The sequence below is a fragment of the Erwinia sorbitola genome (genome assembly GCF_009738185.1).
Classification (GTDB): domain Bacteria; phylum Pseudomonadota; class Gammaproteobacteria; order Enterobacterales; family Enterobacteriaceae; genus Erwinia; species Erwinia sorbitola.
The window spans coordinates 156,129-169,043 of sequence record NZ_CP046509.1; the positions used below are offsets into that span (position 1 = coordinate 156,129).

At 46.2% G+C, this 12,915-nt stretch carries 9 protein-coding genes; 2 read left to right on the forward strand and 7 right to left on the reverse strand.

Annotated elements, in window-relative coordinates; genetic code table 11:
• Positions 1–76 precede the first annotated feature (76 nt).
• On the reverse strand, positions 77–1,549 hold the full coding sequence (locus tag GN242_RS00675; RefSeq protein WP_154753385.1) for a UbiD family decarboxylase: 1,473 nt from the start codon (positions 1,547–1,549) through the stop codon (positions 77–79).
• 589 nt (positions 1,550–2,138) lie between these two features.
• On the opposite strand from GN242_RS00675, the gene GN242_RS00680 reads away from it, so the two are divergent.
• Positions 2,139–2,732, forward strand: a complete 594-nt coding sequence (locus GN242_RS00680) for a helix-turn-helix domain-containing protein (RefSeq protein WP_156286742.1) — start codon at positions 2,139–2,141, stop codon at positions 2,730–2,732.
• Positions 2,733–2,842: 110 nt separating this feature from the next.
• On the opposite strand, the gene GN242_RS00685 is transcribed toward GN242_RS00680, so the two are convergent.
• The 6 genes from GN242_RS00685 to tssF form a co-directional block, all read right to left on the reverse strand.
• The gene (locus GN242_RS00685) at positions 2,843–3,319 is read right to left on the reverse strand and encodes a DcrB-related protein (protein WP_154753387.1); all 477 of its coding nucleotides are present in this window, start codon (positions 3,317–3,319) and stop codon (positions 2,843–2,845) included.
• A 79-nt stretch (positions 3,320–3,398) separates the two neighbouring features.
• On the reverse strand, positions 3,399–4,745 hold the full coding sequence (locus GN242_RS00690) for a GlcNAc-transferase family protein (RefSeq protein ID WP_154753388.1): 1,347 nt from the start codon (positions 4,743–4,745) through the stop codon (positions 3,399–3,401).
• A 33-nt stretch (positions 4,746–4,778) separates the two neighbouring features.
• On the reverse strand, positions 4,779–5,783 hold the full coding sequence (locus tag GN242_RS00695) for a fimbrial protein (protein ID WP_154753389.1): 1,005 nt from the start codon (positions 5,781–5,783) through the stop codon (positions 4,779–4,781).
• A complete protein-coding gene (locus GN242_RS00700) occupies positions 5,784–6,851 on the reverse strand; it encodes a type VI secretion system protein TssA (protein ID WP_231617125.1) in 1,068 nt (355 codons plus the stop codon).
• A gap of 93 nt (positions 6,852–6,944) precedes the next feature.
• Positions 6,945–7,970: a type VI secretion system baseplate subunit TssG gene (gene tssG, locus GN242_RS00705; RefSeq protein WP_156286744.1), complete on the reverse strand. Its 1,026-nt coding sequence runs from the start codon at positions 7,968–7,970 to the stop codon at positions 6,945–6,947.
• 2 nt (positions 7,971–7,972) lie between these two features.
• The gene (tssF, locus tag GN242_RS00710) at positions 7,973–9,853 is read right to left on the reverse strand and encodes a type VI secretion system baseplate subunit TssF (RefSeq protein WP_156286745.1); all 1,881 of its coding nucleotides are present in this window, start codon (positions 9,851–9,853) and stop codon (positions 7,973–7,975) included.
• A gap of 339 nt (positions 9,854–10,192) precedes the next feature.
• Between tssF and tssH the strand changes: the two genes are divergently transcribed.
• Positions 10,193–12,910, forward strand: a complete 2,718-nt coding sequence (tssH, locus tag GN242_RS00715; protein ID WP_156286746.1) for a type VI secretion system ATPase TssH — start codon at positions 10,193–10,195, stop codon at positions 12,908–12,910.
• Positions 12,911–12,915: the final 5 nt, after the last annotated feature.

Genomic DNA, 12,915 nt, shown 5'->3' on the forward strand with positions numbered 1-12,915 from the left:
CCGTTGTACACCATTTACCGCAAGAAAACAGGGCGGGGCATGCCTCCCGCAGGGGGAGTGCATACCGGCTGGCAGGTTATTCAAAATCCGGCAGAAAACGCTTCACATCAACCTCTTTAAACTGGCAGCGCTGGAAATGGCTCTTCAGCGCATAGGGCACCGTACAGTCAAAAATAGTCTTACAGGAGATCCCTTTTCCACTGATGCTGGGGCTGAATTCAGGCACCTGAGAAGGATCGAGCGGGTGACAGCGCACCCCGGGAATAAACAGCGTATCCACATCCCCCTGATAGCGGGTTTGCATCGCCCACAGCACGTCATTACTGTCGAAAATATCCACATCTTCATCCACCAGCATAACGTGCTTCAGCTCCGGAAATGCGGAGAATGCCAGCAGCGCTGCCTGCCGCTGTCGCCCTTCATCCATCGGGTCGCTTTTTTTAAACTGCATCACCGCCAGGAACTTACCGCCGCCAGATGAGTGGGCAAATACGTTAAGCAATCGTCCGGGCATTGCCCGTTCAACCATGCTCAGGATGCTGGCCTCGGTGGGAATACCCGCCATATTTACGTGCTCTTCGCTACAGCCGATGGTGTGTTGCAGGATGGGCTGACGACGATGGGTAACCGCTGTCACCTTAATCAACGGCAGCGCCGCATTGGCCATTCCGGTATAACCGGGAAATTCCGGCATCGCCTTACCGGTGTTGGTGTTCTGGTCTTCACGCACCCGCACATTTGGCACCAGCTCTCCTTCTATCACCACCTCCGCATGGGCTATTGCCCGCGCATCCACTGATATTGCCTGCGCCAGCTCTACGGCGCGACCACGCAACGCCCCGGCGATACTCAGCTCATCGAATCCCAACGGCGTGGTGGGTGGCTCAAAGCAGGCTCCCATATAAATAGCGGGGTCGACGCCAATACTGATGGTGATCGGCAGCGTGTTACCGGCGGCTTCTGCTTTCTGACGGAAGACATCCAGATGACGTCCGGGAGCAAAGTACATCGACAGCTCATCACGGCCCTGGATACAGAGACGGTGGATCGTAACGTCTGATTGCCCGGTGACCGGGTCGCTGGCGTAGCACAGACCCATAGTAAAATAGGGCCCGGCATCCTCTTCGGTATTGGTTGGCGCAGGGAGCAGGGTGCGCAGGTCAAAACCTCGCTCGCTGGCAAGATGCACCACTTCCTGACAGGGAATATCAGTACGTGACGTTTTTACCGGGGAGATCGGTTTTTTTACTGAATCCATTAACAGGTGACCGAGCCGCGCCGGATGACATCCCAGAAGCTGACCGACACGACGCCGGGAGGCTAATACCCCGGTAACCACGCGAAAATCATCGAAGCCTTTTACCTTATTGAACAACATGGCGGGGCCTTCGCGCGTGGGTCGTCTTGTGGTGCCACCGGCTCCTACGTAACGGTAAACCCCGGAAAGTTCAGCATGCGGGTCAACCTCCGTATCGCTCTCAACCAGCTCACCCGGCAGCTCGGCCAGCAGCGCCAGTGCAGAGCGCAGGTCATGCACAGAATTCGCCATTATCACCTCCACAGTGCGGTATTGCAGCCATTATGCAGTTCGTCCGCAGTGGTGGATATGATCGGAAAAATTACGGGCTATGCCTTTTAGCTATTGAACTATTCAGATGGGAATTATTGCGATTCTGGAGATGTTTAAGAGCCATTTTTTATATCTGATTTTGAGACCTGCCACTGTCAGTAACGGCTGAAAAGTGAATGGGATGTTCTTTATGGTTTTTTATTCTTGATAAATTAAGATCTGGTTTCTAATTCCTCATTTATTGTATTGGTTAAATATAATGTGGTTTGTTGATTAAAAGTTCATGGTATTTCATTAGTGTGTTGTTTATTCGCTTGTTATGAATCATAAAAGAAAAAATAATATAAAATGGTAGTGTGGATTAATCTTATTATGACATCAACTAACAGGTATTTAACACGCGGTAAATATTGATTTTCCTTGCCGTAAAAAACATCGCTGATTCTTTGAATAGCAGAATAGAACGCTATAATTAAACCGCATTCAAGGCCAATGCGAGGCACATTATATTATTTTTAACGGTACAATAATCAATGTCGCCAAAGATTCATACGGAAGGTTAAGAATCATGAAAATTTTGGTTGAGAGTGAAAATGTTTTTTATAAGAAAGGACTGGAGACGTTAATTCTTGCATTGGCAGTAAAGCAAGGTACGGGGGCGGTTATAATTGCCGATTGTGTCAGAACCAGGGAGGGGGATGTAATAAATGTTATATTTCGTGACTCGGCTATCAGCATTAATATGTTTAAAAAAGATAACCCATCTTATAAATCAGCATTAAAAGAGAGTAAAGAAACCATTCAGGTTCCATTTAGTTGCAGGAACAGAAAGTTGACAGAGATTGGCTGGATGATTGAGAAGATATTACTTATCGCCAGCATGAGTCTCGACGATTTTGTTAATGATGATTTTTATCAGGTGACAGGGCTAAGAAAGCATGAGCAGCTATCTCTTACTGAAGCCAATATAGTACTTTTAATAGGTAAGGGAAATAATGTAAGAGTAATCTCTAAAGAGCTGCGCAGATCGGAAAAAACAATTAATGTTCATTGCAGAAATGCATCCAGAAAGATGGGCATGATTAATAAAGTTGATTTTTATAACTATGCGAAATTTATTGCAACTTGCGGGAAAAATGAAAGAAAAACGCTGTGTCTGTAGGTTTTTTTATCTGAAGTAATTTAAAAACTGATGAGGAGGTTGATTGTTAATAACGTCCCTCCTCAATAAAAAACTGTTCAGCGATGTCTGAAAGATGACCAACGGAAGCACTATTTTGCTTTTAACGGCTTATCATTTGTTTTAAACGAGTTCATTACCTGAATATAATGTTGACGCTGGAATTCAGTAAAGTCCTCGTTAGATATCAGAGTGAAAATAATAAGCATTTTATTTTCTGGATTATAATCGGGATGCTTCGGAAGTTGGGCGTAAGATTGCACCTGCCGGACATATTTTCCGTCTTCAAGATAGCGATGAGCAACCTGCACCACCGGCAACTGTGCCTCACCGATTTTATGTTCAATCTGCTTGCCTTCGTTCTGGAAACCAGGAAGTGTATTTTCCATGGTCTGAACCTGTTTTTCGCAGAATGTCACTAATGTCTGGTCTCCCATCATCAATGCCCGGTTAATAAGAATATTGTATTCTTTACCATCAGGATCGCGAAAACGTAAAACGTTAATAGAAACATCAATAACAGGAATATCAGTAAGGAAACTACCTTCTAATAAAGGGTATGTAATCATTGAATAACTCACATTGTAATAGAATGAGAAAGTGCTTCTTAATAATGGTGGTGTGAAATCCTGTAAAATAAATTTATCGTTACCATGCCTCCTCTAACGTTTCTCCCCAACCCGAATTACCGGAAAATGAGCAGATGCGGACGGAATAAGGAGTTAAAGAACCATTTGATGTAATTTCTACAGGTATTGAGAATCTGCTGTTATCGGATGATGACATTTTTTCCTCTATTTCATTCTGATAAACTGTTTTTTGTTCTATCAGATGATTACTTTTGGTATAGATAGCTATGTACCAATACAGTGCATTTTTATCTAACAGGTCAATTTGTTCCGGGGTAAATTCGATGGTTTTTTTATGTATTCCGACAAGCTGAGATAACCATTCGCTTTCAACCAGATCCCCGCAGGAGAAGTAAGATAGATGTTGATCGCCTGTCACATCTGGATGTACCTGGCATGTTGAGAAATGCACACCCGCTCTTCTTTCAAACTGGCTAAGAGTGCGCTGCGAACCAAGACCATACATACCCAGATTACACTGCGTATCTTTTTCCTGGCCCAACAGGATATTCACTCGTTTTTTAGAGCTGGCATCCCGTTCCCACCAGGCTTGTTTAATATTACCTTTAGATTTGGCTTCTTCACCATGATCGGACCACACTTTTACGTGCTCCTCTCGACCATAAAAATGCCATAACAGAACTTTATCAGGATGGTAAATATCATAACCATGAGTAAATGCCCTGACGGCCATCGCGATCTCTTCACCTTCAAAAAATATATTGGGATCGTTGGGGATATCCGTAACGAAACTACCCAATGAAAAGATAAATCCACCGGCCAGGTAGCTTCCTCTTATCGGAGAGTCGATCTTCTCGTTCATCACCAGAGGACTAAGCTGGAGAATTTTATCTGGAGAGAACCCTCTGAATATTATTCTTATCAGCTCGCCTGATTTTTCCGTGGGTTTATCCGGCTGATACCCGGGCGGATATCCGGTAATCACCGGTTTTGGACTATGTGGTAATAACCTGTCCAGCATAGTTATCATCTCGCTGTCCCAGCCTGATATAAAACGGCAGTGGGAGTCAATTTGCAGGAAATACTTTTCATTATCGAAGAGAGTTTCCGCAATATGCCTTGCCCAGCACGCACCCTGGCTAAGATAGTAGTGAACGCTGATTACACGAATAACGCATTTTTTATAATGGAAAACATACAGGTTGAATCCGTTATGCAACCGCTTCTCGATAAGTTGCATTCCATGATTGAGGAATATGGAGATCTCCCCACTACACTGCCAGCAGATGCTGATGCGCAAAGCGTGCGGATTATCACACCGGGAGATCATATCCTCAAGTGTGGGAATAAGTTCAGAGTCGCGATAGCTCGCGATGCTGACAAATATATAAGGTACATTATCCATTTTATACCATCACATTGTTGCTTAGAGAGGCTGCTACTTCACCTGTAATATAATTTCAGCTCTGGCATTAAACCGGCCTGCGGTCGGGCGGGTATTTGCTGTGCCGGAAGAGAGCAGTGTTGCTTTCCACTTAAATTCTGCTGGAATGTTGTTAAAGCTGGTGACCTGTCTGGTTGTTCTGCCATCAACAGAAATTTCTCTGTCATTGCTGTCAGTGATTTTTATTTTCATGGTGTCTGATGACCCACCCGCATCGGTAACGCTAATGTACTTTCCGTCTGGCGTCCGCGATGTGGCAAACACCGAAGCCGTAACAGAATAGGTGCTATAGTCTGTTCGGCAATTCATATCAAAATACAGTGGCCTCTCAACGCCGGTAGTTATTGTTTGTTGTGAGACAGTATTAAAATCGATACTTTTGCTATTCGAGAAGGTACAGGCTGGCGTACTGACAATATCGATTCGTCCGGTCACTAACTTTTGTCCATAGTTTGCTATTGAATCCGTCAATACCCAGAAATACCCTATTTCACCACCTGAAAGAACGGTGTTTACCATATTTGGCGTAATTCGCAATGTTTCTGATGTTTTATAAAACTCAATAATCCAGTAAGAACGGTAATCAATGGACAGGCGGCCGTAAATATCCGGCACGTGATTTCGGAAAGGCATATATCTGGGTGCTACGCTGTTGTTCCAGGCGACTTTTACTCCAATGCCGGGGATTTGCGTGGCATAGATGTTATTAACACCTTGTATCGGCAGGTTATAGACTGAACCGCCATACGGATCCACATTCGGGGTACAGTTGATATAAGTTACGTAATTTCCTGCGGTAGTGGTGCGGAAACTGGCAAACGGCGTGGACGTGTCAGCCGGTAAATCTGCACTGATACTCAGTACCTGCGACGGAATATTGAAAGTAATAGGTGCAACACCACCGAATTCCCCTCCTACGTCGAGGGTACATGCAGCGTGTACTGCGGGGCTAATTAACGCGCAACAGGCGAGGAAAAATTTATTCCATAACAGTTTCATTTATGTGTTCTCGCTATCAATTTTATCTATGATTTCTGACGGCAGCATTTTCAGCAGTTCGGTGAAACGCTTTCCAACCATACTTTCAGCCAGCTGCAGCAAGATGATTACCGGGCTGCTTGGTTCCACACGAGTAAACCAGTTTCTAATCTCACCCAGCCGGGCCAGAGCATCTTCGCGGGTTTCTATAAGGCTATTTATTTGTGACGAGGGTATGGATCGTCTTACTGGCTGTGCGGCTGCTTCTTCCTCTGGTTTTAAGGTTACAGCTATCTCCTGCTTATTTTCTTCAAACTGAGTTTCCTGGCTCTCTTGCTGGCTATTACCCTCGTTAATTACTGCTGATGACTTTGCAAAAAGCGTGAGTAGATGGGTAATTAAAGGCAGGTCGGGGGCCTCCTCTCCCAGGCTCTCTCTGAGCAGAGAATGAATGTCCAGCAATGATGCTGATGCCGTTTTTAAAGAGGCGATCTCCTGGTTATCCTGTACCTGCCACTCTTCGAGCATGGCAGTGATCATTGCTTCAGGAAGTGCATCGACCTCCCTGGGAGAAGAAAATGATTTCTCAAAATCTTTTACCGAAATAATCTGTCCCGCAGCTTTGGGTAGTTTTAGATTTCTTAAATCAGCGATTAATCCCGCAGTATCATCCAGCTCTGAGAATGCATTGGAGCGCATTAATGGTTCAAATTCATCTTCATCCATTAATAGCGGGTAATAGCTGTCTGGATAGGTTTCTATCAGCGTTTTTAAGGCGGTTATTCCTTCCTCAACGGCTATCAGGCCCAGCCGTTTTATCCGACAGCGCATCATGATAATAAACAGGCGCAGATCTTTACTTTTCTGCATCAGGGCGGCACATTCACGCTCGACCTCTGACCAATTTACTGGTTCAGCTTGTTCAACAAAATTACCGTATTCGGCATCCTGCCTTGGTTGTATTTTCGACAGCAGTAAAATAAAGTCAGAATCATATTCCAGGCTGTCTCCGCATGGAAACACCGCTGAGACGGGCTGTAAAAGATTGCTGTAGAACTTACTTATCTCAGTGATGGTGTTATCAGACACAGGTTCCCTCCTATGTAACATTTAACATCTGGAAAATTTAGGACATAGCTGACTAATGTAACTATCCCTGCCTGAGATGAGATATAAATGCGGTCAGGCATGACAGTAAATCTCAGGCTCAAAACTCATTCCTGATACAGGTTCAATATTATCCAGCCTTTCAAGCCAGGTAGCATAACCAAGCTGGTGTGTGCCATTTAGCGTAGCGTGGGGAACTTCTTCAGCAGCCAGCACCAGCTGTATATCCCATGCATACTCATAGCCAACAAAATTTTTTACCCACTCCTGGAGAACCGGCAGATCTTCTCCCCAGGGGCTAAACTGCATATATTCTTCCAGCTTAAGCGGGCCGAGGATAAGTTTGAATTTGTGCTGACAATCTCTCACCGTATTGCCGAGGATCGCCCCATCGCCGAGCAGCAGCGCGCAGCTGCCATCTCCGAGAATAGTTTGATCTGCTGGATCAAGGCGTATCCACTGTTCTGCAAACTCCTCCATTCGTACGGGCACCTGGAAATAGTAATGCAATGCGCCGATTATCCCCTCCGGATTGCGAGACTCGCGGATAAGATGTGAAGATGAAGCGAGGCGTGCATGCGGAGGTAAGTGTGTGTCACTTATTTCCTGAGCATCGATACCGATAAGACTTCCGATATAAAAAGAGAATCTTTCATCATATTCACGATCGAGAGAGGCCGTATCCTGTGATAAAAACCAGGCGCGATAGAGCTGCGATAAAGCCCGGTGATGAAATATATTAATAAAATCGGTTAGCGTATGGTCATGAGCCTCGGAACGTGAATAAGCCAGCTCGGAGTAATGCAATGGCATCGACCCCTGCGGGCCCCAGATACCTAAACCAAACAGTTCAAAGTTAACCCGCCCGTCTTCCAGCGAAATAGCCGATATTTCACGCGGCGCGAAGGCCATACTGGCACACTGGCCAACGCGGAAGAACTCCTGACCGGGAAGCGTTGCCTTACCAATCGGCGGCATCTCGCTTTTTTTGGCCGCGATCGCCCGCATAACGCTGATGTAACCTGCGCCCCAGGGTTCGTCCTGTTGGAACCAGGCACCCAGCTGCGAAGAGAGTGGCTCAATCAGAGCGTTTTCTTTCATACTCACAGTGCTCCACGCCTTCCTGGGCGGGCTTGCCAGCGTGCAATAAGGCCTCTTTGCATCGAGTGCAATTCTGTTTCAGTAAAAATATTGATCGCTGCATGGCGTGAGAGATAGTTCTCCATGATCAGACCAAATAAGTACGGGCTGATGCCGGAAAATCCCTCTTCATCTACGGTTAACCTGCAATTTACGCCACGGCCATATACCAACAGGCCGTTACCGGGAATGCGACGAATAACCGGCTCACTTTTACAGCCCACAAGGCTGTTAACCTGAGCAATCGCTTCCTGGTCGGCGCCATTAAGAAACAGGCGAAGCATATTTCGCAGCGATTCTCCTCCCGGCCCATGATCCATATCGGAAAGAGGCAGGTAGTTGAAACTGAGCTGGCGAATCAGCCGCCAGGCGGCTTCGCCCAAAGCAAATGCTGGCCTTGGAGCACTGGGCTGACAAACAAATCTGGCACCGTGAATCGGGACAGAGCCGGGCATAGTCAGATCGAAACTACCGCTACTTGAGATCAGACGAGGCAGATCGCGGTTAGTCACCATCGTATCGATGGAAAGGTAGCGGATATCGTCGCTAAAAGGTGCCTCATGCTGATCAACCAATGAAACGAAAACCTCAGTACTGACGTATGGGGTACGTGTGTCGTATTTTCTTTTATTGTGATCTTTTACTCTGGCTTCTCTGCGCAGTGAGAAATAGCGGCCAAAGTTACCATCGTCGGCATGCCGGGTATGATACAAAGGCTTGAATATTACTTCGTCGCTGCTTTCTGCCTTCTGTCCTAACAGCCGGTTTACTGAAAAAACCTCAAAATCCAGAGGCCTGCTGCGGTCAGGAACGACATGGAAGCTGTTCAGTGCACGGTTGATCTCTATTCTGTCGACCAGTTTAGGAAAAAGGTTAATGACAGGAGTACAGAACAGCAGGAAGCGGGATGCATCAATATGACCGATTAAATCCTGTGGTAATCGATCAAGTAAGATGATCAGTTCTGCCTCATTCGACTCATTGTGTTGCAGACCAGCGGCCAGCTGATTTAGCGTGAAGAAGTAAAAACGCTGACGGCAGGAGAAGTACTCCTGTATAAGGTTGTGCCCGTGAAACATATTCCACGAAAGTGGTAACACACTCTGCTCTGGCTTTAAGCCCTCGAAGGTAACGGGTTTTTCACTGACGACAAAATCTTCACCTTTTTCCTCTCCCCCCGCCCGTACAATCATCGCGACATGGCTGGTATGCAGTAGCTCAAAAATATGCGATACCAGTCGCTCATCACCATCAATAAAAATGGGAAGCCGATCCAACCCCTCAAGCTGGGAAAATAAGATCTCTCCTTGCAGCCTGAGTTTAATACGTAATGCTCCCTTTATTCGGGAGTTGGAAATTCGGTATCTCTCCAGATTACACATGTCTGGAGGAATAGATGTCAGGCGCGCATCCGCAATTTCAATTGGCCAAAGTGTCAGATCCTGCCCATTACGAAATTCACAGCGTGAGGCTTCACCGGGTAAAATCCGGGTATGAAATGCGCTATTTTTCGGAACGGCATAGCCCTGCATCAGGTCACCTTCTTTCAGGTTCGGCTGTAGCTGCACCACACCGATTGAAGGCGTTGGAGAGTTGTAGTTAGGATATACAACATCTAATAATCGCTGAGTGAATTTAGGGAACTCAGCATCCAGTTTTATTTGAGTTCTTGCAGAGAGAAAACAGAAAGATTCGATTAATCTTTCTACGTAGGGATCGGCGACATCTATGCCATGCATTCCCAGACGGCCAGCAATTTTGGGATGTTTCTCAGCAAACTCACGTGACATTTCTTTCATAAACGTAAGTTCCTGATTGTAATAATCAAGAAATTTATGATCCACTGATATCTCTCACTAAATCCATTTAAATCGAACGAAAAACGATTTTTTTTGTTTTTTGCTGGCGGCTCTTCACAAAGGTGAAAAATTTCTATAATTCAAAAGTTGAAAAAGTTAATTTTATTGATTAGGGCCGAGAACATAGCATATGTAAGGAAAAACAAAACCATAGTTTTTGTCCATAAAAATAAAATTAGGAGTTGTGATCGGGCTATATTCCTAATCTTGTTTTTTGGAGCGACTTTAGCTTTTGTTAGCTTCTTAAACGTGAGTATCATAGAGGAAAAGATGAAGTGAGCACTGTTTTTATCGTCATCTTCATTAGGCTCAAGGAATGAACTAGTGGCTATCACAAGAAAGAACTTATTCGGCAAGCTGGACAATGTTTTATTCAAAAGCATTGAGAGTGCAACCGCATTTTGTAAACTCCGTGGCAACCCTTACGTTGAAATACCTCACTGGATCAATCAACTATGGCAGCAGGATGATAGTGACCTGAAACATATTTTCAGGCATTTTGAACTTGATGCTGAATCCCTGGAACGCAATCTTTCACAGGCTATATTACGCCTGCCAACGGGTGCCAGTACTATTTCGGATTTCTCTTACCATATTGAATTGGCAATCGAACGCGCCTGGATTTATGCCAGTCTGGAATGTTATGCGAGTCGAATCAGAAGTGGCCATCTCCTGATTGCAATGCTGACGACAATGGAACTGCGTCGGGTATTATCCGCAATCTCACCGGTATTCGATAGTATACCGCTGGACGTGCTGACTAATGATTTTAACTATATTACGCGTTCATCGGCTGAAGCCAGCGAGACGGAAAGTGATATTCAGCATGAGAGTGCGCTGCCGGGCGAAGCCAGCAATGCCATCAATGGGAATGACGGCTCTGCTTCACTCTCTCAATATTCTACAGACCTTACGGCGCTTGCGCGTGAGGGAAAAATCGATCCCGTTTTAGGTCGCGATCATGAGATCAACACTATGGTCGATATCCTGTTGCGCAGACGCCAAAACAACCCCCTGCTGACAGGGGAAGCGGGCGTTGGCAAAACAGCAGTTGTGGAAGGGCTGGCCCAGGCGATTGTTGCAGGGAAAGTGCCGCCATCGTTATCTCAGGTTCGTTTGCTGGGCCTTGATATCGTGGCGCTTTCTGCGGGTGCCAGCATGAAGGGGGAATTTGAAGCGCGTCTGAAGGCAGTGTTAGATGAGGCAATCTCATCCCCGGTGCCGGTGATCCTCTTTATTGATGAAGTACACACGCTTATTGGTGCGGGAGGAACGGCAGGAACGGGCGATGCGGCTAACCTGCTGAAACCAGCTTTGGCACGCGGTCAGCTGCGTACCATTGGTGCGACGACCTGGAGTGAGTTTAAGCGTCATATTGAAAAAGACCCGGCGTTGACGCGTCGTTTTCAGGTACTGCAAGTTGAAGAGCCTGATGAAAACACTGCAACATCAATGCTGCGCGGTCTGGTTCCTATGCTCGAAAAGCACCATAAAGTCTGGATTATGGATGAGGCATTGCAGGCCGCTGTGCGTCTGTCACATCGCTATATACCAGCGCGCCAGCTGCCTGATAAGGCGATTAGTCTGCTGGATACTGCCTGTGCGCGTGTTGCCGTTATGCAATATGCACCTCCGGCGGAGCTGTTGTTAAGAAACTTCCGTGCTGAAACAGCCCAGACGGAGCTGTCACTGGCTGAAAAGGCTCTTGCCTTTGGTAAGGAACAGCGCCAGCGCATTGATGAGCTACAGCTTGATATTACGCAACATGAAAAACAGGCTCAGGAGCTTGCTGAACGCTGGGAAAAAGAGAGAGTTCTGGTTGCTGATATAGTTACAGCCCGTGAAGAACTTGATGCATTAATCCAGCAGGAATCGCCATCGCCAGAAGAGATCGCCGGGCTTCAGGGGCAGCTCAACGCGTTGGAGGCTGCTCTGCAAGAGAGCCGCCAGGAACAGCCGCTGGTTCAGGCCGAAGTTAATGCCGAAGTAATCGCCAGTATTGTTGCCAACTGGACGGGCATTCCCGTTGGCCAGATGATGAAAGATGATATTCGCACCGTTCTGGAGCTGCCATCACGCCTTGAGGAAAGAGTGACGGGGCAGTCTCATGCTTTAGATCTGGTCAGCCAGAGCATACAGGCTTCCCGGTCAGGTTTAGCCGATCCGGGCAAACCGATCGGCGTCTTTATGCTTGTTGGCCCTTCCGGTGTGGGGAAAACGGAAACGGCACTGGCGCTGGCAGAGCAGCTGTATGGCGGTGAACAGAATCTTATCACCATCAATATGAGTGAGTACCAGGAAGCGCATACCGTCTCTTCATTGAAAGGCGCGCCCCCGGGTTATGTAGGATACGGTGAGGGCGGTGTATTAACTGAAGCGGTACGCCGTAAACCTTACAGCGTGATATTGCTGGATGAGATTGAAAAAGCTCATCCGGATGTTCATGAACTCTTCTTCCAGGTATTTGATAAGGGCTGGATGGAAGATGGTGAAGGGCGTCATATTAATTTCAAGAACACTATTATTTTACTGACAAGTAATGCCGGTAGCGAGGTGATCAGTACAGTATATGCTGATATTGATACTGCCCCCGATGTAAATAGCTTAGGAAAGCTATTGCAGCCGGAGCTGTTAAAAGTATTCCCTGCGGCATTTTTAGGACGAGTCAGTATTGTTCCTTATTTACCATTACAACTGTCTGCGCTGAAGCATATTGTAAAAGTTCATCTTGATCGTATAGGAAATCGTTTACAAGAACAGCATCAGGCGTCCCTTAAGTATGATGATAAATTGGTGAGTTTTGTGGTGGATCAGTGCCCGGTTGCTGAAACGGGGGCACGAATGCTAATCCGATTTATTGAGCAGAATATTATGCCGGAAATGGCGCGTAAAATATTGAGTGATGAGCGAGGTATTGATGGTGGATGCATTAATTTAAGTATCAATGCCGAGCATGAAATAACAATGCTCTTACAAGAGAAGGAGATCTTAAAAAGGAAAAGGGAAAGTTCTATAAAAAAGAGTAGTCGTGCTTTGGCTTAAGCACA